The sequence below is a fragment of the uncultured Nitrosomonas sp. genome (genome assembly GCF_902826915.1).
Lineage (GTDB): Bacteria > Pseudomonadota > Gammaproteobacteria > Burkholderiales > Nitrosomonadaceae > Nitrosomonas.
The window spans coordinates 1-21,739 of record NZ_CADEGP010000011.1 but is presented as its reverse complement, the minus strand read 5'-3'; the positions used below and the strand labels follow the sequence as shown (position 1 = coordinate 21,739).

Below are 21,739 nucleotides of genomic sequence, written 5' to 3'. Positions count from 1 at the left end.
AAGAATGGCAAGTTCCCGATCGAGAGAAATTCGCCTGTGGTGGCCGTTGCCATTGGCCACGCTCGTCTGGCTGCTGGCCATCTGGGGCCTAGGATTTTTTATGTCGCTACCGGAAGTGGAAATTGAAACACCACCGCCCATAGCCGCCAGCTTCATCGACGTAAATGAATCCGAAGATGCTAGTAATTCTCTACCCGCCTCTCAACCAAGCGCGTCCGCCCCACAACCCAAAAAGCCTCAAGTAGCTGAAGCGCAATCCGCACCTAAAGCACCACCGACACCGGCCCAACCACCACCATCAAGACCTCCAACCAAGCCCAAGACAGCCGAGAAGCCGAGCCAACCCAAAGCACCTATCCCAGCACAGGAAGTTGCCAAAACCAAAGCGCCTCCGGAACCTCCTGCGGATGCGCCCACTGATCTGTCTGAGTATATTAATCAAGCAAAAGCGCGCCGCCGCGCCGCGGAAGGAATCTTCGACTCACAGGAAAGTACTGCATCCAGCAGCACTGCAAATCAACCTTCAGCAGACGAGATCCGTATGGCGAATGTACGACGCAATCTGCAAAACCCTGGTACCAGCGGTATATTCCAAATTCTTCGCATCGGCCCGCGTACGGCGGAATTTTCATTTCGTGCCTGGACTACCGGTCAAAGCAATCCACGGTTACAGATGATTCGGGTCGAAACTGGGTCGGATGGCGATATTGAACGTGCCATCATTCGCCGTATGATCCAACTGATTCGGGAACACTACAAAGAAGACTTTAATTGGGAATCGCATCGCTTGCACCGTGTCATCGTCTTATCTGCGAGAGAGAGAGATAGCGCAGGATTGGAAGATTTCTTAATGCGTGAATTTTTCATCAATCCAACACGTTAAATCTTGTTCAAATTATTATAAATCACCTCAAGTAACACACGAATAAAGTCGTAACTATCAGACACAGAGAACAATTCCGTTTCTCTATGTTTTTATTGTAAATACCAGCTGATTATGAGCCACACTTTATTATTCTACCAATTTTTCTGTAATGATAAGCGATAGTACCATTGAGGTTTCCGTTAATGACTTGCAGCTCGGCATGTACGTCAGTAACCTTGATCGTCCTTGGCTTGAAACAGCTTACCCAATTCAAGGCATCCTGATTCAATCACAGCATGATATTAACGAGCTCCAGCGCTACTGCAAACATGTTTACGTGGACATCGACAGAAGCGAACCATTCGCTGCTCAACAACACTTCTCAAGTACCCCCCACCACCCTCAGGCTGCTTCAAATCAGGGTAAGCCACTAGCATCGCATGAACCGAGCGCCTCATTCCATGTCACCTCCACAGCTTCAGATCGTGGCAAGCCACCAACATTGCATGAAACTGAATCGCTCGACTCACGACTACAACGCGTTAATACCTACAGCGACATCTGCACAGCAGAGCAAGAAATTCCTGCGGCTACCAAAGCGTATAATACCGTTTCCACGTTATTTAGCGATATCAATACCAATCTGGAATGCAATATTCAAATCAATATGCGCGTAGCACACGAAGTAGTCGACACATTACGCGAAAGCATTATCCGTAATCCCGATGCAGCATTGCTGCTGGCACAGCTTAAAACCACCGGAAAAGAACTCTATGACAATGCCATTAAGACTTCGGTGCACCTGCTTGCCTTCGGCCGTCATCTCGGCTTGCCCCACACGGAATTGACAATTCTTGGCCTGGGTGGATTACTAATGGACATCGGCAAACAACGCCTGCCTAAAGAAATCCAGGGTAAAAGAAATATATCGCTCGCACCGAATGAACGCAAGTTGATGAAACAACACATCGCATATGGAGAAGATATTATCGCGCAGCTAACTGATGCACCGAAAGAAGTCGTCAAAATTATTTTACAGCATCATGAACGCGAAAACGGCAACGGCTATCCTTCTGGATTATACGCCAACCAATTACATCCTTATGCGCGTATGGCCGCCATTATCGATTGCTATGAGGAACTTATCTGGGGAGAATCGCGCATGCCAGGTATGAAACCTTTTCAGGCGCTAAAAGAACTTAAAGATAATGCGCAAAACGGACTCAATTATATTCTGGTGGAGCAATTTTCTCAGTGTATCGGCATGTTCCCGGTAGGCAGTCTGGTTGAACTAAACAGTGGCGAAATTGCTATTGTCCTCACCCACAATCGCACGCAACGATTTCTGCCTCAAATTATGATCATCTGTGACGCCCAGAAGAAACCCTATGAGTACCCTATAACCTTAGATCTAAGAACCGCTGGCAAAAACCCAGGAGGGGCTGCATACGCCATCATAGATGATCTCCCCCAGGGCGCATACGGAATTGATCCAAAGAAATATTATTTATAAATATCCAAAATCTATCATTACATTAAATCTATGACTATCCTCGCTTATCAACACTTTCTGCAACAAGCCTCACGAAGATTACATGATGAATGCCAATTGGGTCGTCGCAATGCCGTGCTGATCATCAACTTTGAGCGGCTAGTAGAATTGGATGGCATCCTTGGATTTACCATTGTTGATAATATCTTGCAGGAAATTGCCCAACAATTAAAAAATGCTCTGAACTCGGGCGATCTGGTCGGCATCACCGGACGATATCAAATAACCTGCTTACTGGTCGATTTACTTACCGATTCGCATGCCATGCTGGCTGCCCATAAAATCCTACGAATCCTAGCACCTCCGTTCGAGCTTGATAGAAAAAATATCATTCTGGTTCCGCGTTTTGGCGTAGCAGTCAACAGTGAAAGCGGTTGCGCGTTAGATCAACTGATGTGTAACGCAAGCGCGGCTGTGCGCCAAGCAAAACTGGAACAACTTCCGATCAAGCTCTTTCATGCCGAAATGCAAGATCCGCTGATGTTCCAAATTGATCTCTGGTCAGATTTAGGCAACGCTATCGAAAATGGCGGATTGTATTTAGGTTATCAACCTCAAATCGATATTGCCAGTGGCAGGATCAAATCCACTGAAGCCTTGCTACGATGGCATCATCCACATCATGGACCGATCCGTACCGATAAATTAATCCAAGTTGCTGAAGGCACCTCACTCATGCCCAAACTCACGCTATGGGTTTTCCATACCGCATTAAGGGAATGTTCCGAATATCGCAGAGCAGGATTAAACGCCGGTATTTCGATTAATTTTTCTGCTGATGACCTGCGCGATCCTGAACTCACCGAACTCGTTCTACAGGGCTTATCTCTCTGGAACGTACCGCCAGAAGATATCACCATTGAACTGACCGAAACAGCTGTTATGGACAATCAAGCAGGAACACTGGATACCTTATGTCAACTCAAGGATATGGGACTAAAACTGGCCATGGATGACTTTGGAACCGGTTATTCATCGATGGCACGCATGCTAGACTTACCTCTGGACGAAGTCAAAATCGACATGGTATTTGTCAGACATATGACAACGCATCATAAACATGACCGGATCGTCGACTCGATGATCAATCTTGCGCACCGGTTGAATCTATCCGTAGTTGCCGAAGGCGTGGAAGATGTTGCAACCTATGAACGCCTGCGCACGCTGGGGTGTGATGTGACTCAAGGTTACCTCTTTGGCAAGGCCATGCCGCTGCCGGAACTCATCAGAACTACTAGCAGCGATCAATCCCCGACCTACCTCTTACAAACAGCATCGCAAACAATTGCATAAGTGCAATCTCTGACTGTACTTGGATTGACAGTTATGCAAGAAGCGCTTCAGGAAATAAAAACGGGAGTCAAAGCCAATTTAAGCATTTTTCTCATTTTATTTTCCCCTTTTTATTTGATTAAAATCTCAAAAAACCTTTACAATATATAAAAATCAATAACTTACTCAATTACCTATCAACCAGAAACACCCTAAAACCATATCATCTTTCGTGGTCAGATTTTCCAGCGCTTCTACCATACCCATCCGTTCCACGTGCTCTAGAAATGCTGGCTCTCGCTTAATCAAGCCCCGGGATCTCAAATTCATTTCGATCAATCGACAAGCCGGCGCGAGTAAAAAACTCTGTACTGATTTCTGAGACAGGCACATCCTGGCATTCGAGATTGGCGATCAACTGATGTTTTCTCTGCACCGCAACACCGTCTTTCGTTCCCCAACCCTTGCCGATCGCGGTATACACGATGTAATGGTACCACCCATTGATAAAGCGCAAGTAACCGCCGCCACCGCCCGCAAACATCAAACTGCGTGCCTGGATGAATTGAGTAGCCGGAGCTGATGCGTCATTCACAGTCGGAAATGACAGCTCAAGCATGTCAAGTGGCCCAAATCGATATTGCAGATAGCCGCTGTTCGCGGAGAAATCATTCGAGGCGCAGACTGAAACTGTTTTCTCGCCCAGTGAACAGGAAAATATCACTTGCTCCTGCTCTTGGCAGTGCGATTCCGCTGCATCCACAACAGCAACCAAAGAAAACAAGGTTATCAAGCCGCCAAAGCAAGCAGCTACCGTTCTCAAGTCAGTAAAGCGTAATAATTTTTAAAATGCTCAATGCGATCCTCCAAGCCATTGAGACCACCATTTACTTTCTTGGTTATTTTCGTCACCACCTCATCGCTGGCACCTGCATCGGCCAATGCGTTGAGTGACCGAGTATCCCAGAACCATGCCGCCGACAACAAAGGGTATTGCGATGCCACTAAATCGGGATTGCCCAAAACATCCTCGCTGACACTGTTAGCAAAAGCACTGTAGTTGTCTTTGCCAGTCAGCTGAATATACCCTCTGCCGCGGTATTTATATCCCTCCTTGCTGGCTTCGTTGCCATTACCTATTCTGCCGCCATAAACTCGTGATGCTATTTTCTCTGGCTGACGCGCATAATTTTCCGCTAAATTCCCCGGAAAATACCTGGGGAATATTTTTTTCAGACCTGCAGCAGAATAATTCAAATTTTCTTCTCGTGCTTTAAATGCCGCGCTCTCATGCGCACACTGCGCAAGAAAGTGTGCCAGGCGCAAGGGTGTATTGATATTAAACTTTTCCGCACAATCAGTAACTTGATCAAGCACAGCATCTGGAACATGGGTTTTTAATCGATCTAGCGCTAACATCATCCCCCCTCAATTTTATGCAGTTAATGATTCTGCCAAAGTACAATGGATACTCAGTTACGCATTATAATCACAATTTTTAAAGCCCCTGCTGAATATGGCCACGATTAAACCGCTTCCCGAGTTGTTAATCAATCAAATCGCTGCTGGCGAAGTGGTTGAACGCCCGGCTGCCGCGCTTAAGGAAATTCTTGAAAACAGTGTTGATGCCGGCGCCAGGAAAATTACCGTACAACTTCAGCAAGGTGGCGTGAAGCAAATTCGCGTCGCTGATGACGGCGCTGGCATTGCCAAAGATGAATTGCAGTTAGCCTTGATGCGCCACAGCACCAGCAAAATCAGCACGCTGGAAGATTTGCACCAGATCACCAGCCTGGGCTTTCGTGGTGAGGCGTTAGCCAGCATTGCAGCGGTTTCACGCTTGACCTTGACTAGTCATCACGCTGAGCAAAGCCATGCCTGGCAAATTCTGGTAGAAGGCAAAACAGTCTCTCGGATTACGCCTTCGTCGTTGGCGCAGGGCACTACGTTGGATGTCAGTGATTTGTACTTCAATATTCCTGCCAGACGCAAATTTCTGAAGTCGGAAGCCACTGAATTTGCACACTGCGACGAGACCTTTAAGCGCATTGCCTTATCGCAAGCGAGCATTGAATTTGTTCTACAACATAATGGTAAAATACGGCGGCATTTACGTGCAGGCGATTCAGCGCAAAGAATTGCAGCGGTGTTAGGGGAAGAATTCAAACAAACCGCCGCCTGGGTTGACGAACAGTCAGCCGAGATGCATTTACACGGCATGGTTGCGTTACCGGCTTATGCGCGTTCATCGCGCGATACGCAGTATTTCTTTGTCAACCATCGTTTTGTCAGCGACAAGCTGATTTCGCATGCGCTGCGCGAAGCCTATCGGGATGTGCTGCATCTGGACCGGCATCCAGCTTTTGTTTTGTTTCTTGACCTCAATCCGGAAGGCGTTGATGTCAATGTGCATCCGACCAAAACAGAAGTGCGTTTCCGCGAACCACGTGCGCTGCATCAATTTATTTTTCATGCAATCAACAAAGCACTGGCTTCACCGCAAACAGAGTCACAGTCTAAAGAACCAACACCAATCGCTCGATCTTATCCGGCTTATCCAAAAACTGGCCAAGCTCAGGCTGGTATGGTATCGCAACCGACCAGTTTTTACGGCACCTTGTTTGGCACGGAAGCCCGTTCTATTCCTACAGCCTCGACTAGCCTAACTCCTGTCATGCCGACAGCAAGGACTGATCAATCCATCGCATTGGAAGAAACTCAAGACAACCATCCGCTCGGTTTTGCGTTGGGGCAACTGCACGGCATTTATGTTCTGGCGCAAAACGTGCGAGGACTGATAGTTGTCGACATGCATGCCGCACATGAACGGATTATGTATGAGAAACTCAAACAAGCGCTTGATCAGCACGAAATACCGAGACAACCGTTGCTCATTCCAGTCACCTTTTATGCCGATCAACTGGATGTCACCGTGATCGAAGAAAACCAAGCAACCCTGGATCAATTGGGATTTGAAATCGCAGTGCTTTCGCCGACTACAGTGGCAGTGCGCGCAGTGCCAGCTACACTACAACATGCCGATATTGCACAGCTTGCGCGCGACATTTTGCACGAAATCCGCGAATACGGCGCCAGTCAGATTCTAACCGCCAAACGCAATGAAATACTGGCAACGATGGCTTGCCACGGCGCAATTCGCGCCAACCGCAAGCTGACCCTTGAAGAAATGAATGCCTTACTGCGTGAAATGGAAATAACCGAACGCGCCGATCAATGCAACCACGGCAGACCCACCTGGTTTGAAACCAGTTTGGCTGATCTGGACAAGTTGTTTATGCGCGGAAAATAAACAAGGCGATACAACTGATACTCTTATAGCTACAGCAAATTAAAGCCCAAGTTGTGATACAGCTTAATAAACGTTAAGCTATCATGCAGCCGAAGAACCACCAAGTCTCCAATACCCAGGATAAATGCGATGAATGTAGATGAAACACCTGACTCTATTCGTAAGACAATCCATCAACCTGAACAATCAGAGAGCATACGTTCTGAGGAACAAAAAAATCCGAATCTGATGCGTCCACGTCTCTTGACCGCTTAATAGCTTCCATTCCAACGCAGATTAAAAACAACTGGTTCTGGATTCTTGCTGACAGCCTCAATTTTATTTATTTCGTCGTGGCATTGATACGCGCCAATCTTGGCGATGCCTCATTGACGATTCCGATACTGCCAGGAATGATCTTCACTTGCATTATTTTCGTGCAAATTTATTCCGATCAAATCAAGCCTCCTGCAATGGAAGGGCTCAATCAAGAGCAGAAAAAGGAACTGGAAGAAAAAAGATCCCGGCAACGAGATAAATGGATGATCTTTGCTTACAGTTTTATGTTGCTGTCATTGTTGATGACTTTTTATCCCTTCATCACATCATTCGATCAACCCAATGCCACTGAAATATTTCGTGACCGGGCGATTTCGGTTTTTGTCGACTGTTCTCTGGACAGCAAATTAAGCAATCTGAGTTGTTTCAAATCGGACTCAGAATCTGACGATACTCGAGCAATCATCCTTATTTTTATGGAAAATCAATAACTTGAGAAGTCATCGGAGGCCTGCTGCCCCCCTTTTTTATTTTATTATTCTTGCATTAATGGGAGGCAGTATCAGCCTGACCAGGCGGTTGCCAGAGCTGCAAAAGCAAGCCCGTGCGAAACATATCGCTACAGAAAAGCAACCCAAACTCACACAATATGAGTTCCGCGAATATTTGACCTTTCAGATGGTGCAATTCATTTCGGCGCCATTTCTGGCCATTCTTGCGTACTACCTGATCGAACCGAGCAATACTACCAATGCGGTCGCTTTAGCATTCACCGCTGGATTCGCATCCGAAACGATCCTGCTGATGGTGCGATCCATCGCCAATAAAATTTTCCCGAACAGTCGTTCTGGGCCTTAATACGGCGCCGTTGCCGGGGTTGTGACATTGAATAACAAAGATGAAAGTTTCGAAAAACCGGCACAAAAGGCTGAGGTATTGTTATCTGAATCACCACAAATTCATTCGATTACCGATGAAAAAGGATTCTATATCCTCGGAAATGTCTCAGTAGGCGAACATAGCATCAGTATCGAATACACAACCCAAATCAATAATAAATCAGAAGAAAGAGTAAAAAAGACACGGTAAAAATTGAACGCGTACAGACAATTGTTAAAAAAATGTTGCCCTCACTGCAGAAAACTCAACACAACAATAATACTGATGCATCCGCTATGATTGTTACTAAATAAGCGGTACTATTAAGCATACTGTTCTTCATACAATTATCTTGATAACAAACAAAATCGAAACATGATAAAACTATTAGCTTTAGCAATAATCTTTATTAGTACCAGCGCGATGGCGGAATGGACCAAAGTAGGTGAAAGTAATCTTAGAGGCGGCTTTACAGCCTACGCTGATCTGACTTCAATCAGCAAGGTCGGCAACCGAGCTAAAATGTGGGCTTTGTTTGATTATCAGACAAAACAAAAAACCTCCGGTGTTGAGTATCTATCGGAAAGAATACGCCGCGATTACGATTGCAAACAAAAGCAAATGCGCAAACTGTCTTACAAGTTTTTCAGTTGGAACATGGAAGGCGGCGAACTGATCCGCTCTTATACCCAACCGCAACAATGGGTACCGATAAAACCAGATAGTGTCGATGAAGCGGAATGGAAGGTGGCTTGTAGTGACTAACTGTAGTACATCTCAATACATACCATTTGCCCAAGCAGCAGGTAGATTCGTAGCAGCTGCGAGAATTTCCTGATTTTATGAGCTATCTCGTCAAGCAGCGCATAAAACTTGTGCTGCTCTCTCTGCTGCTCCCATGTTAGTCGGCCATTGAAAAACCACTTTCGAAGCAGTTGAGGCAACGCAGATAGTTTTTCAACGACTTGTCAGAGCTTACCTCGATGACTGCCCAGGGCTACTCTACCCTAGGCAGTAACATCCGATAACGAAATACCCAAAGCGTCAGCGATGCCTTTTCCATACGCAGGATCAGCCTTCAGGCAATGCCGGATATGACGGATCTGGATCTCGCGCGGAGCGGCGCTGATCGAATTAGCCGTGTTTGCAAACAAGGTTTGTTGTTGCGCTGGCGTCATCAAACGGAATAGAGCACCGGGTTGTGAAAAATAGTCGGCATCTTCACGATGATTCCAATGGTCGGCAGCACCTTCAACCGATAGTGGCGGTTCACGAAAATCCGGCTGCTCCTGCCATTCGCCATAGCTGTTGGGTTCATAACCGAGCGTACCGCCGTGATTACCGTCAACACGCATCTGACCATCGCGGTGATAGCTGTGAAACGGGCAGAGCGGCGCATTAACGCGTATTAAATGATGATTGACACCAAGCCGATAGCGTTGCGCATCGCCATAAGAGAAAAGACGGGCTTGCAGCATTTTATCCGGCGAGAAGCTGATACCAGGCGCAACGTTAGCTGGATTAAAGGCTGATTGTTCGACTTCGGCGAAGAAATTCTCCGGATTGCGATTGAGTTCCATCATACCCACTTCGATCAGTGGAAAATCCTTGTGCGGCCATACCTTGGTCAAGTCAAACGGATTGTATGGCACTTTGGATGCATCAGCTTCCGGCATGATCTGTATTTGCAATGTCCATCTCGGGAAGTCGCCACGTTCAATGGCTTCATACAAGTCACGCTGATGACTCTCGCGATCCTTGCCAATAATCGCCTCGGCTTCTGCATCGGTCAGATTCTCAATACCTTGCTGGCTTTTGAAGTGGAATTTAACCCAGAAACGTTCGTTGCTAGCACTGATAAAGCTAAAGGTGTGCGAACCGAAACCATGCATGGTGCGGTAACTGGCGGGAATGCCGCGATCAGACATGACAATGGTGATCTGATGCAGCGCCTCCGGCAACGAAGTCCAGAAATCCCAATTGTTTTTTGCGCTACGCATGTTGGTGCGCGGGTCACGCTTGACAGCATGATTCAAGTCGGGAAACTTGAGTGGGTCGCGCATGAAAAACACTGGCGTGTTATTGCCAACCATGTCCCAGTTACCTTCCTCAGTATAAAATTTGACTGCGAAACCACGAATATCGCGCTCAGCATCGGCCGCGCCCCGCTCACCGGCAACTGTGGTAAAGCGCGCAAAAAGATCGGTTTTTTTGCCTATGTGCGAAAAAATTTTAGCGCGCGTGTACTGAGTGATGTCGTGTGTCACAGTGAACGTGCCGTAAGCACCAGAACCTTTTGCATGCATGCGTCGTTCCGGGATCACTTCGCGATCGAAATGCGCCAGTTTCTCGAGCAGCCAAACATCCTGCAATAACGCGGGGCCTCGTGGCCCGGCTGTCATAGTATTTTGATTATCGGGTACGGGTACACCGGCGGCTGTAGTCAATTTTTTTGAATCACTCATAGCAATCTCCTTCAATCCCCTTTTAACCTAAATTGGCAATTTTCAATTGTTAAAGCTAAATAGACAACGAATTTAGGCAAATATCTTCGGCAATATTATTTCTTCATACCTATAATTTGCTCGTTGAACTATCTGCCATACAGGTTCTTAACCAATTATTATCATGAAGTTGTGAATCTTCATAACGAAGACTTAATCTTCACTATGCGAATCAAAATAATAAAAACTTGAACTTTGCCAGTAAACGTGTATCGTGTACGGGTCTTTTGGATTCAAGTTGTGAAATGTGATGCGATTGCTTGAGCTTTTTCCTTGATATTCGATGACTACTATGGAATCTCATAGTTGCAGCATAAATTATTAATTATTAAGGAAATAGATAGATATGGCAACAGGTACAGTAAAATGGTTTAATGATTCTAAAGGTTTTGGTTTTATCACACCGGACGATGGTGGAGAAGACATATTTGCTCACTTCTCTGCAATCACCAGTGGCGGTTATAAATCACTACGAGAAGCTCAGCGTGTTACCTTCGACATCACAACTGGCCCTAAGGGTAAACAAGCATCCAATATCGTACCGCAGTAATATAGTTTAAAGCAGCATTAATAAAAAATCGACCGCTTGCGGTCGATTTTTTATTATATCTTTTCTCCTAGAAATTTTCTAATGGAGAACCTGAGTTATATGCAAACTTATTATACCAATTATGTATGGTTCAATCAGGCTGTCTTACTTTGCTTTGATGTTAACGGACAACAGTAATTTTTCAAATCAAATCGTTCCTCCATTCTCAAGCCATTCCCGGCAATCAGGCGTCAACGCGCGTTTGCAAGCGGCGTCATAGCATACCAACTCTTCATCAGAGAGAACGTCGCGCCAGCGGTTATTGGTGCCTTTGTGCATGAAAGTATCCGCCCCGCCCTTCCAGAGTTGACCGCCTCCCGGCGCATACAGCTCGCCTTGGCGTTTCATCTCGGAAAATGAAACGGCCTTGATGATGTCATCCCAAGCTTGCTCGGGCACATCGATCCCCAGAAAAGCGGCGATGCGACGAACCTCGCGCTCGGTGTCCGCGAGCATGTCACTATAGTGGAACAACTGAATATTGGGCAATTGACGGAAATTCCACCAAGACTGAACATTGGCGAGATGCGACCAGTACGGCCAACCATCCGTTTCCCACGCAAAAGAACCACGGGATATCCAATTTTCCCAGAATTCATGAATATCCTCTGGTGCAGGTGGAAGTTCATCGCCCGCGCGACCAGGCAACATATTAAACAGCATGAAAATTTCTTCCTTCATCTTCGCATAGTGATTCCACAAAGACATGAAAACATCACGGGCATCGCGGGCGACATAGAGATATTTAATTTTTTCACTATATGGCACGCCATCGAGCGGCAAATGTGTCTTGATAAAGCGACGATGCTGCTGCGCCTTCAAGTTGTTCAAAACCACTTCGAGCGGGACAATCCGCATGTCCAGCCACGGCGACATTTGCGCCGGCGGAACCGGAAAATTCCCGTCCGGAAAGAGCAGATGCGCAACAATCGCTTGCGTCCATGTCGTACCCGCCTTGTATGAGGTTGCAATTACGATATCATCATCACGCGACTGAAAATAATCCCAGCGTGTGCTGTCGAAATGATGATTCTGATAGATATGAGTACGTTGAGGTAAATTCTGCATTTCGGCAACCTGTTATTAAATGTTGTTAACCTTTAGGGACACGCTCGAGTTGGCAAGCAAACGCCACGAGCAGATCATGAATTGTAACAAATCTGCGGTCGACTTAATGGGCAATCGGCTTGCATTCAACGCATCATATTACTCCCGCGATACGGCTCTTGGTCGCCGGTCGTTATCGATCGCCACATAAGTTAGAACGGCTTCGGTCACTTTGATGCAAATTTCATTACCCCCTTCGAGCACGCCGCGTTGCGCGTATACCGCCACATCAACGGTAACCGAGGTTCGCCCAACCTTAATGATGTCGGCATAGAAACTGACCAGATCGCCAACAAATACCGGTTGCTTAAAAACAAACGAATTGACCGCAACTGTGACAACCCGCCCGCGCGCTTGGCGAATCGCCGGAATGCTTCCGGCGATGTCCACCTGTGACATGATCCATCCGCCGAAAATATCGTCGGCATAATTAGTATCAGACGACGTCGGCACCATGCGCAATATGGGCTGTCCTTCCGGTAACGGGGCATAAAGTGCTGAATCGTGGGTTATATTGTTGTGCATGACAAGTGCAAGGCGATTTATCAGACAATAGACTATCAGATAATCTATACATGTTCAAAATCCTGTCAATCAGCGTGCAAAACTATCCAGAGCTGAGTGGAAAACAGCGTTGAAAAGTATCCGCTCTGAGATGATAAATTACCGGCATTTTGCTGGAGAACTCTGGAGTGATAGCGATGGATATAATTACCGAAATCAGAAGGCGACATTTTGTCAGTACGGAAAAAATCAGTTCGATAGCGCGATCGTTAAAGCTATCCCGTACCACAATCAGGAAGCATTTAAAGACGGAAGTTGAACCGGTTTATCAGCGCCAGACTCAACCATCGCCGAAGTTGGGTGAATACAGAGAATTGCTGAGAAGGAAGCACAGTTACCCCAAAAGCAGCGGCGTACAGCGAGGCGGTTATATGATGGCCTAGTTGGCTTAGGTTATACAAGTGCTTATGGCAGTATTCAGCGCTTTGTAAGGCACTGGAAAGCTGAGAATAAGGATACACCAACATCTAAGCAGGCATTTGTTCCTTTGGCGTTTCAGCCTGGTGAGGTCTGCCAATTTGATTGGAGTCAGGAAGTTGTTGATCTAAGTGGGGCGGAACAAGTCGTCAAGATTGCACATTTCCGTCTGTGTTACAGCCACAAAATGTTTGTAGTTGCCTACCTCAGAGAAGCGCAGGAAATTCAACCGACGGTTTATGTCATTGGCAAACCATTACTTATTTGAACCTGTTGCCTGTACACCGGCAGCCGGTTGGGAAAAAGGTCAGATAGAGAATCAGGTGGGTAATATCCGAGAATGGTTGTTTACACCGTGCGCAAAGTTCGAAACCCTGGATGATTTAAATCGCTGGCTGAAGCAACGTTGCCATGAACTGTCGGCTCGACAACACCCTGACTTTCCATCACTAACCATTGCTGAATGTTATCAGCAGGAACAACCACTGCTGCGGCAGATTACAACCCCGTTTGCAGGTTATGTTGAACACCTGACGAAAGTCTCCAGAACCTGCCTTGTCCGTGTTGACCGGAATCAATACAGCACCCCGGCACAATGGTCAGGGAAGGTGGTTTCAGCCAGGTATACGCGACGCCTGGTCTGGGACCAGATGAAGGCCGCAAAGTTTCCGATTCACCGCGATCTGGTGAAATTCGACTGGAATGAAGCGTCATTCTCACGCCAGCAAGTAGAACAACTTTCAACTGCTGGTTTTATGGATGATGCGCATAACCTCATCCTCGTCGGTGACACCGGTACCGGCAAAACCCATTTGGCCACAGCCTTGGGCGTTGCAGCTATTCATCATGGAAAACGAATACGATTCTTCAACGCCGTTGATCTGGTCAACCTGCTGGAGCAGGAAAAACAGATGAGCAAAACTGGCAACCTGGTTAGAAGACTTGTTCAAGTCGATGCGATTATTCTCGATGAACTGGGCTATCTGCCTTTCCCAGAGACAGTTTATGGGATATAGCTAGGCGCACAAGCCTTCGATCCACTGGACGGATGGCATTGGTGCCACGTGTGCTGGAAGCCAGAGGGCTTGACATAACGCCTGGCATCATAAAACGATTAAGTCAAGCAGGCGATAAAAAACAGTTGCGGTACTGGAGATCATCCTGTGCGATGAAGTTAGGCATGTCGCCATCGGTTCACGCTGGTTCAGGTTTTTATGCCAACAACGTGGATTGGATTCAGAACAGATATTCCGAGAACTGATGCATCAATACTTTATCGGGCAGATTTGCGGTCCTTTTCACTATGAAGCCAGACAAAAAGCAGGATTTTCTGCAGCAAAACTCAGCGTTCTGGAGCACATGGAGAAAACTATTACACGCTCTAAAACTCAACCCTATGAATTCATGGCTAAGACTAAGATAATGGCTACAAATTAACTCTGCAGCAGTTGATTTACTTCAGCAAGATCAAATGCTTCTGGGTCAAATGGGCCTTCAATATCCTCAGCGATCCATTCCAGCATGACTTCATGTTCCGGGTGTTCCGGATCAGAAATTGCATCTAGAAACATCATATACCCTCCAATACCTCCGATATCTTCCGGCGGACAAGCACGGCATCCTTTCAGACAAATGGGCAAAGCAGCACTGGTTTCAAAGGGCAAAACTTTCTCCAGAATCACCTCGTGTTCCCAACCATCACCAAAATCATAAATATAGATCAGCTTTTCCTTTTCTTTCTTCAATATTTGATCTAACCGGTATTGCGTTTCATCTTGAGCATCTGAAGGAAAATCCTCATCCGGCTCACCATAACGATCCCGCCCTTGAATAAACTCGTGCAAGTGGGAATTGGTCCAGCCCATCACGATTTGCAAAATGAGATGAATATCATCCAGCTTAGTCGTGCTCGCAACTAAAATCCTGCGCCATATTGGCGGACGCATGCCTTTCAGGGTTACTTTAAGCTGATAAATGGAGCGTAAAGATTTTGCTGTTAAATGTGTTGTCATCACTATTAATCTCTACTTTCAAAACGGTAAAATGCCAACATTCCTCTTAAGTTTGGCAGGAAATTTACTGGACGATAATGATTATTCATCACACTGCGTTCCAAAATTCGCGCGTTACACTGTTGGCACAATGCCTCAAAATCACCCAGCGTGCAAAGGTGAATATTCGGCGTATCGTACCAATTATACGGTAATGTTTCTGACACAGGCATACGTCCGGAAATTACTTGCACGCGATTTTTCCAGTGACCAAAATTGGGGAAGGAAATAATCCCTTCCTTGCCGACCCGCAGCATTTCCTGAATGATACCCTCGGTGTTCCGCACAGCCTGCAAGGTCTGCGACAGAATAACATAATCGAACGAATCCGATGCAAAGCTGGACAATCCTGCTTCCAGATCATTATGAATTACATTGATACCATTGCGGAAGCAACTGAGAAGATTATCATCATTGATTTCCACACCGTAGCCAAAGACGTTACGCGTATCGCGTAAATAGCGCAATAACGAGCCATCACCGCAACCCAAATCGAGTATTTTCGCACCAGGATCAATCCACTCCGCAATGGCGGCAAAATCCGGGCGTAACGCAATGGTTGATGGTGCTATGGTATCAGTCATGATTAATGATCAGGTTGATTTAGTTAGATAGAAATATTGTCCATGTACGCCCGCATCAGCTGATGATAACAAGACGTTGTCATCAAAAACGAATCATGACCATGACTGGAAGTAATTTCCGCATAACTTACATTTAGCTCATTTTTTAATAAGGCTTTGACAATTTCCCGAGAGCGCTCGGGTGAAAAGCGCCAATCCGAGGTAAACGATATCACCAGGAAATTTGCTTTGGCCACCCGAAATGCCAAGTTCAGATCGCCATCATAAGATCCTGCTGGATCAAAATAATCCAGTGCTTTAGTCATCAGCAAATAGCTATTGGCATCGAATAAATCAGCAAATTTGTCGCCTTGGTAACGCAGATACGACTCGATTTCGAACTCCACATCAAAACCGAAAGAAAGTTCACCGTTGCGTAAACTACGGCCGAATTTAGCCGCCATCGAATCGTCGGAGAGATAAGTAATATGCCCCAGCATGCGTGCCAGCCGCAAGCCACGTCGCGGCAGGGTATCATAGGCATAAAAATTACCTCCGTAAAATTCCTGGTCGGTCATGATCGCCTGGCGGGCAACATCATTAAATGCGATATTTTGTGCGGTCAATTTGGGAGCCGCCGCGATTACCAACGCATGGCGAACTTTTTCCGGATAATCCAGTGTCCATTGCATCGCTTGCATACCGCCCAAGCTACCACCCACCACTGCGGCAAACTGCTCAATCCCTAAATGTTCAGCCAATTGTGCTTGCGTCTCGACCCAGTCTTCCACCGTCACTACGGGGAAGCTCGCGCCATAATGCTTGCCAGTATGGGGGTCGAGACTGGCCGGGCCCGTAGAGCCGTGACAACCACCCAGATTATTCACGCCAATGACAAAAAGCCGATTGGTATCAATCGGCTTACCCGGGCCGACCATATTATCCCACCAACCGATACTCTTCTCATTTTCCGCATAAACACCAGCCACATGATGAGTGCCGGAAAGTGCATGACAAATCAATACTGCATTAGATCTTGCAGCGTTCAGTTGTCCGTAGGTTTCATACACTAAATGATAGCTATCCAACGACAACCCGCTTTTCAGCTGCAATGGCTTATCAATCTGTACGTATTGGGGAATTACTATACCCACTGATTTTGAATCTTGCATTTGTATAAAAGGAGAATTCCAGTGAAACAACTGAACATTTTGCCAGCTATTATATCGTCAATAAATCAGCGCATACTAGTTAGTCATTCAATTTAGCCAGCAACGCAGCCATCTTTTCCGGTTGGTCCGTTTTGATGATTTTTTGTGCTAGTGGAATAATATCAGGCAAATGGCTTTTCAGAATCTGGTTTTTCACCGTCAGCAATTGCGACGGATACATGGAGAACTGCTGCAATCCAATACCTAACAACAATCGCGTGAACTGTTTGTCACCTGCCATTTCGCCACAGATAGCTACCGGCACTTTGGCCCGATTGGCACTCTGGATAATATGCGAAACCAACCAGAGTATGGCCGGATGGAAGGGATCGTACAAATGCGCCACCGTATCATCAATCCGGTCAACCGCCAAAGTATACTGAATCAAATCGTTAGTGCCGATCGATAAAAAATCCAGTTTGCGCATAAAAGATTCAAGACACAAGGCAGCCGCTGGTATTTCTATCATACCGCCGATTTTAATATGCTCATTAAACTGAATTTTGTCATCGCGTAAAGTCTGTTTGGCATACTCAATGTAATGCAGTGTTTGATCGATTTCCGCAACATTGGACAACATCGGCACCAGAATACGCACTTCGCCGTACCTGGAAGCACGCAAAATAGCGCGCAATTGCTTGTGAAACATTTTGGGCTCTGCCAGGCTCAATCGAATCGCGCGCAAACCCAATGCCGGATTAGTCGCAACTTGCTCACTCCCCTTGAGACTCTTATCCGCACCTAAATCGAATGTGCGTATGGTGACCGGCAACTTATGCATTTTCGCCGCCACTGTGCGGTATGCTTCAAATTGCTCATCCTCACCCGGCAAATCATCGCGATTCAGAAATAAAAATTCACTGCGAAACAATCCGATTCCGGTAGCGCCGCTTTCTTTGACTTGCGCAATATCCTCCGGCAGTTCAATGTTGGCATGTAAATCAACCTGCGTGCCGTCCAATGTCACCGCAGCAACACTTTTAAGGCGTTGTAACTTTTTCCTTTCCAATCCGAACTGGCTTTGCCGCAAACGATACTCATCCAGAACATATTTATCCGGATTTACAATTATGATGCCGTGAGTCCCATCGACAATCAGCCAGTCATTTTCAAGAATCAACTGATGCGCGTGGTGCAATGCCACGATCGAAGGAATATTGAGACTGCGCGCAACAATCGCAGTATGCGATGTCTGGCTGCCCAAGTCGGTCAGAAAAGCGATGAATTGATGTTGTTTGTACTGCATCACATCGGCGGGACTTAAGTCATGCGCAACCAAAATACTGTCGCCAGTCAACTTCGTCGCGATCGGTAAAGAACTGGGATGTCCCAACATCGCTTTGAGTACACGTTCAACCACTTGCTTCACATCGGACTTACGTTCGCGCAAGTATGCATCCTCAATTGCTTCAAACTGCGCCAACAATTCCTGCATCTGTTGCGTTAATGCCCATTCGGCATTGCAATAGGTCTGCGCAATCATGCTGCGAGTGGCTTCTGACAACATCGGATCATCCAAGATCATCAAATGCAAATCGAGAAATGCACTAAACTCCGCACGCGCATGCCCATCTGCAACAGATTGTTGCAACGCCTCGAATTCTTTCCGCACCACGGCAAAAGCACTGTTCAGTCGTGCAATTTCTTTCTCTACCTGATTTTTTGGAATCAGATAGTGCACCACCTCCAAAGCAGCAGGATCAGCCAGATGCGCGTGACCGATTGCGATGCCTTCCGATACGCCTATGCCATGTAAAATAAAGCTCATTCGCCCTCGCCAAAATAATCTTCAACCAATGCGACCAGTGCTGTCATCGCCTCAATCTCGTCATCGCCCGTAGTTTCTAGCTGTATACGCGAACCCTTATTGGCCGCCAATGTCATCACACCCATAATACTTTTCGCATTGACGCGGCGGCTATTACGCGTCGCCCAGACTTCACTGTTAAACTGACTGGCCAGTTTGGTCAGCTTTGCTGATGCTCGCGCATGCAAGCCCAGTTTGTTGACAATTTCGACTTCCTTAATCTGCATGATTTGATTCTTCCGCATTAATTTGCATCACGCCACTCTGACCGCCACTTAACCCTTTCTTAATGACATCAGATAACGACTCATTCCTATAAGTTATCATACGCACCAGCATCGGCAAGTTGACACCGACAAGACATTCCACTTTCCCAGACTGCACCAATCGACTGGCAATGTTGCAGGGTGTCGCACCCAACATATCGCTCAATACCAGGACGCCATCCCCACTATCCAGTTGTTCTATCAATTTGCGTGCTTTGACTAATACAACTTCAGGATCATCCTGGATAAAAACACCTAAATGCGACAACTGCCGCGGTTTCATGCCCACCACATGACTCGCGCAGCGAATCAAATGATCCCCCAAATCTTCATGCGTGAGCACTAAAATCCCTATCATTTTGTTTATTTACATCTCTCTTGAAATTCAGCTAAAGATTTTAGCATTGGCGGTACTTAAATACCTTATTGGTCAGACATTATCCTGAAAATATTTATATGCAAAGACATTTCATCAATGTTGCATTTTGGAGGAAAATAGAATCCAATGAATTATTGACCTACCGATCACTCAAAAGCTGGTGAAGCCGTTAATAAAATACGCACCTAACTATCTTGACTCACAAAACATTGTCATTTAATGGATTGCGAAAATATGAAAAAGAATGATCGAATCCAGGCACTACTCAAGGCGGCTGAAGCAATGTCTCAAGGCGATCTCACATCGGATATTCCAACCGGCGATGACGAAATTGGTCGCCTCGGAAAATCACTAGAAAAATTATCCAGCTATCTTCAGAAACAACTAAAAAGAAACCAATCTCTTTATAAGATTATGGTCGAATGCAACCGTAATCTTCATTTAATCGATGTTTTGAACCATATCTATGAATCCTTCCAGGATCACCTGTCTTACGACCGGATTAGCCTGGCATTGCTCGAAAATGATGGAAACAAACTTAAATTAAATTGGTCACGCGCCAGCTATGAGCCATTGATATTAAACACCGGACTCACTATCCCCACCTCCGACAGCAGTCTACTAGCGCTTATAAACCCCAGAGACATGCTAATTATTGATGATGTAAATGCACACTTGGAGAAACACTCAAAATCCCGCCTTACGCAAGCCATTTTTAGCGAAGGTATCCGCTCCTGTCTCATTTGCCCTTTGCTTGCCGGTGGCAAACCAACCGGGTTTATTTTCTTTTCCAGTCGCAATAAAAATGCCTGCAAAGATTTACATTCACAACAAGATATAGCGTTACAAATCGCCAGCCAAGTATCTATTCTGATTGAAAAAAACAAATTATACCAAGGAGTTAAATTAAACAAACAACTCAAGGCACAGAAAAAATCACTCGAACAACGTGTCACACACGATGCGCTAACCGGCTTACTCAACCGCCCCGGTATATTTGACATTCTGCACAAACAAATCCAACGTGCTAAACGAGGAGGTTACAACACAGCAGTCATCATGATCGATATTGATCGCTTCAAAGCCATAAATGATACCTACGGCCATCCTGCAGGGGATGCAGTATTATGTGAAATCGCCAACCGGCTGACTCAGTCAGCCCGTTCTCATGAATACATCGGACGCTATGGTGGTGAAGAGTTTCTGGCAATCCTCTCGCCGCATAATCTGGATGGCGCGTTAAAAGCTGCAGAAAGATTTCGTAATGCAATCGCTTGCAAAGAAATTAAAATCAATGAGACCTTTGTCTCCATAACAATCAGTTTAGGCGTGGCGATCGGTGCAGAAACAAAAACACTGAATGAGAAATCGCTATTAAAAAAAGCAGACGAGGCGCTTTACCAAGCTAAACATAAAGGTAGAAACCGGGTTGAGCTGGCAAACCATACAATAACCAGCAGAAAAGTCTCTTAGCTCGCACTGCCAGGATTGAGCTTGAACTGAACTACGGCAAAAATAAAGTACCTTACCGCAAGCGCGGAGTATTAACTCCCCTTTTCAATCAGCTTCCGCCCCAAGGAGCGGGGCAACCCCACAGAGATTAAATTTCAGCGACTCAACTTAACCAAACATCATCTTAGTAAACTGAACCGCAATTCCATATCCTTGGTCTTGCTTATCTGCCCTGATTACCTTTCCTTCACATTGCACAATACATTCTTTATTAAGCTGAATCGTCAGATGAATGACTTCACTCTTGTGCAAGCTTTGCTGAACCACGAAATAGATTCCTGTCGAACTGATGTTTTTTGACCAATTACATTCCTCCGCAGCATTGATAAATGCACCGCATCATAAAACGCTCACTGGTCTTTTTCCAAAAAAGTTGGCATACTGAAACAAACACCTCAGAAGAAATTCATTTTAATTAACAGGCTGTTGAAAAATATTCTTGCAGCTGTAATGCAGTTAGTGTTCCGACGCCTGTTAATACCGTGCTTTCTAGATACTCACCAAAATGATTCACCGGAAATATTAAACCTTATCGGCCAATGCAGCATTGGCCGACTGTATATTCAAACTCATCATTACTACTACAAAGACAAAAGCAATGCTCAGTTTCTTACTGATGTCCGCAATCCCTTC

At 45.9% G+C, this 21,739-nt stretch carries 24 protein-coding genes and 1 pseudogene; 13 read left to right on the top strand and 12 right to left on the bottom strand.

The annotated features are described in order from the left end of the window. Positions 1-4 precede the first annotated feature (4 nt). From QZV86_RS03215 to QZV86_RS03205, 3 genes are all read left to right on the top strand, one after another. Positions 5-883, top strand: coding sequence for a hypothetical protein (locus QZV86_RS03215; protein WP_295623971.1), 879 nt, complete (start codon positions 5-7; stop codon positions 881-883). 151 nt (positions 884-1,034) lie between these two features. After that, positions 1,035-2,378, top strand: a complete 1,344-nt coding sequence (locus tag QZV86_RS03210; RefSeq protein WP_295623969.1) for an HD-GYP domain-containing protein — start codon at positions 1,035-1,037, stop codon at positions 2,376-2,378. 30 nt (positions 2,379-2,408) lie between these two features. Further along, on the top strand, positions 2,409-3,710 hold the full coding sequence (locus QZV86_RS03205) for a bifunctional diguanylate cyclase/phosphodiesterase (protein WP_295623967.1): 1,302 nt from the start codon (positions 2,409-2,411) through the stop codon (positions 3,708-3,710). A gap of 280 nt (positions 3,711-3,990) precedes the next feature. Here the strand turns inward: QZV86_RS03205 and QZV86_RS03200 are convergent, their stop codons facing one another. Continuing rightward, positions 3,991-4,512 carry a hypothetical protein gene (locus QZV86_RS03200; protein ID WP_295623965.1) on the bottom strand — a complete coding sequence of 174 codons (522 nt, stop codon included), beginning with the start codon at positions 4,510-4,512 and terminating at the stop codon, positions 3,991-3,993. Then, positions 4,509-5,111 carry a glycoside hydrolase family 19 protein gene (locus QZV86_RS03195; protein WP_295623963.1) on the bottom strand — a complete coding sequence of 201 codons (603 nt, stop codon included), beginning with the start codon at positions 5,109-5,111 and terminating at the stop codon, positions 4,509-4,511. Before QZV86_RS03195 ends, QZV86_RS03200 begins: the two co-directional genes overlap by 4 nt. Positions 5,112-5,205: 94 nt before the next feature. Between QZV86_RS03195 and mutL the strand changes: the two genes are divergently transcribed. From mutL to QZV86_RS03170, 5 genes are all read left to right on the top strand, one after another. After that, the gene (gene mutL / locus QZV86_RS03190) at positions 5,206-6,999 is read left to right on the top strand and encodes a DNA mismatch repair endonuclease MutL (protein WP_295623962.1); all 1,794 of its coding nucleotides are present in this window, start codon (positions 5,206-5,208) and stop codon (positions 6,997-6,999) included. 332 nt (positions 7,000-7,331) lie between these two features. Beyond that, positions 7,332-7,748, top strand: a complete 417-nt coding sequence (locus tag QZV86_RS03185; protein WP_295623960.1) for a hypothetical protein — start codon at positions 7,332-7,334, stop codon at positions 7,746-7,748. 58 nt (positions 7,749-7,806) lie between these two features. After that, complete coding sequence (locus tag QZV86_RS03180; protein WP_295623958.1) at positions 7,807-8,115, top strand: hypothetical protein; 309 nt, start codon at positions 7,807-7,809, stop codon at positions 8,113-8,115. A gap of 27 nt (positions 8,116-8,142) precedes the next feature. Further along, on the top strand, positions 8,143-8,346 hold the full coding sequence (locus QZV86_RS03175; RefSeq protein ID WP_295623956.1) for a hypothetical protein: 204 nt from the start codon (positions 8,143-8,145) through the stop codon (positions 8,344-8,346). A 165-nt stretch (positions 8,347-8,511) separates the two neighbouring features. Further along, a complete protein-coding gene (locus tag QZV86_RS03170) occupies positions 8,512-8,901 on the top strand; it encodes a surface-adhesin E family protein (protein ID WP_295623954.1) in 390 nt (129 codons plus the stop codon). 242 nt (positions 8,902-9,143) lie between these two features. Here QZV86_RS03170 and QZV86_RS03165 read toward each other — a convergent pair whose 3' ends face one another. After that, positions 9,144-10,601, bottom strand: a complete 1,458-nt coding sequence (locus QZV86_RS03165) for a catalase (protein ID WP_295623952.1) — start codon at positions 10,599-10,601, stop codon at positions 9,144-9,146. A gap of 385 nt (positions 10,602-10,986) precedes the next feature. On the opposite strand from QZV86_RS03165, the gene QZV86_RS03160 reads away from it, so the two are divergent. Beyond that, positions 10,987-11,190, top strand: a complete 204-nt coding sequence (locus QZV86_RS03160) for a cold-shock protein (RefSeq protein ID WP_106705663.1) — start codon at positions 10,987-10,989, stop codon at positions 11,188-11,190. Positions 11,191-11,376: 186 nt separating this feature from the next. Here the strand turns inward: QZV86_RS03160 and QZV86_RS03155 are convergent, their stop codons facing one another. Further along, entirely contained in the window at positions 11,377-12,297 is a 921-nt protein-coding gene (locus QZV86_RS03155) for a sulfotransferase domain-containing protein (RefSeq protein ID WP_295623949.1), read from the bottom strand. A 138-nt stretch (positions 12,298-12,435) separates the two neighbouring features. Continuing rightward, a complete protein-coding gene (locus tag QZV86_RS03150) occupies positions 12,436-12,861 on the bottom strand; it encodes an acyl-CoA thioesterase (RefSeq protein WP_295623947.1) in 426 nt (141 codons plus the stop codon). Between the two features lie 176 nt (positions 12,862-13,037). Here QZV86_RS03150 and QZV86_RS03145 point away from each other — a divergent pair, with 176 nt between their 5' ends. The 3 genes and pseudogenes from QZV86_RS03145 (at position 13,038) to QZV86_RS13775 (ending at position 14,754) form a co-directional block, all read left to right on the top strand. Next, positions 13,038-13,283, top strand: coding sequence for a hypothetical protein (locus QZV86_RS03145; RefSeq protein WP_295623945.1), 246 nt, complete (start codon positions 13,038-13,040; stop codon positions 13,281-13,283). A 231-nt stretch (positions 13,284-13,514) separates the two neighbouring features. Next, complete coding sequence (locus QZV86_RS03140) at positions 13,515-14,333, top strand: ATP-binding protein (RefSeq protein WP_295623942.1); 819 nt, start codon at positions 13,515-13,517, stop codon at positions 14,331-14,333. 32 nt (positions 14,334-14,365) lie between these two features. Beyond that, a pseudogene (locus QZV86_RS13775) lies at positions 14,366-14,754 on the top strand (DUF455 family protein). On the opposite strand, the gene QZV86_RS03125 reads toward QZV86_RS13775, so the two are convergent. The 6 genes from QZV86_RS03125 to QZV86_RS03100 all read right to left on the bottom strand — a co-directional run bounded on the left by QZV86_RS03125 (position 14,751) and on the right by QZV86_RS03100 (position 19,573). After that, positions 14,751-15,329 (bottom strand): plasmid pRiA4b ORF-3 family protein, encoded by a 579-nt coding sequence (locus QZV86_RS03125; RefSeq protein ID WP_295624037.1) that lies wholly within the window; start codon positions 15,327-15,329, stop codon positions 14,751-14,753. The pseudogene QZV86_RS13775 and the gene QZV86_RS03125 sit on opposite strands and share 4 nt — an antisense overlap. 5 nt (positions 15,330-15,334) lie before the next feature. After that, entirely contained in the window at positions 15,335-15,952 is a 618-nt protein-coding gene (gene metW, locus QZV86_RS03120) for a methionine biosynthesis protein MetW (RefSeq protein ID WP_295623938.1), read from the bottom strand. 23 nt (positions 15,953-15,975) lie between these two features. Then, a complete protein-coding gene (locus QZV86_RS03115; RefSeq protein WP_295623937.1) occupies positions 15,976-17,103 on the bottom strand; it encodes a homoserine O-acetyltransferase in 1,128 nt (375 codons plus the stop codon). 79 nt (positions 17,104-17,182) lie between these two features. Further along, positions 17,183-18,910, bottom strand: a complete 1,728-nt coding sequence (gene ptsP, locus QZV86_RS03110; RefSeq protein ID WP_295623935.1) for a phosphoenolpyruvate--protein phosphotransferase — start codon at positions 18,908-18,910, stop codon at positions 17,183-17,185. Beyond that, positions 18,907-19,176, bottom strand: a complete 270-nt coding sequence (locus tag QZV86_RS03105) for an HPr family phosphocarrier protein (protein ID WP_293008895.1) — start codon at positions 19,174-19,176, stop codon at positions 18,907-18,909. The genes ptsP and QZV86_RS03105 overlap by 4 nt, the downstream gene beginning before the upstream one ends. Continuing rightward, positions 19,166-19,573 carry a PTS fructose transporter subunit IIA gene (locus tag QZV86_RS03100; RefSeq protein ID WP_295623933.1) on the bottom strand — a complete coding sequence of 136 codons (408 nt, stop codon included), beginning with the start codon at positions 19,571-19,573 and terminating at the stop codon, positions 19,166-19,168. Before QZV86_RS03100 ends, QZV86_RS03105 begins: the two co-directional genes overlap by 11 nt. A 255-nt stretch (positions 19,574-19,828) precedes the next feature. Here QZV86_RS03100 and QZV86_RS03095 point away from each other — a divergent pair, with 255 nt between their 5' ends. Beyond that, entirely contained in the window at positions 19,829-21,067 is a 1,239-nt protein-coding gene (locus tag QZV86_RS03095) for a diguanylate cyclase (RefSeq protein ID WP_295623931.1), read from the top strand. A gap of 147 nt (positions 21,068-21,214) precedes the next feature. Here QZV86_RS03095 and QZV86_RS13770 read toward each other — a convergent pair whose 3' ends face one another. After that, positions 21,215-21,397, bottom strand: a complete 183-nt coding sequence (locus tag QZV86_RS13770; protein ID WP_366925682.1) for a PilZ domain-containing protein — start codon at positions 21,395-21,397, stop codon at positions 21,215-21,217. Between the last annotated feature and the right edge of the window lie 342 nt (positions 21,398-21,739).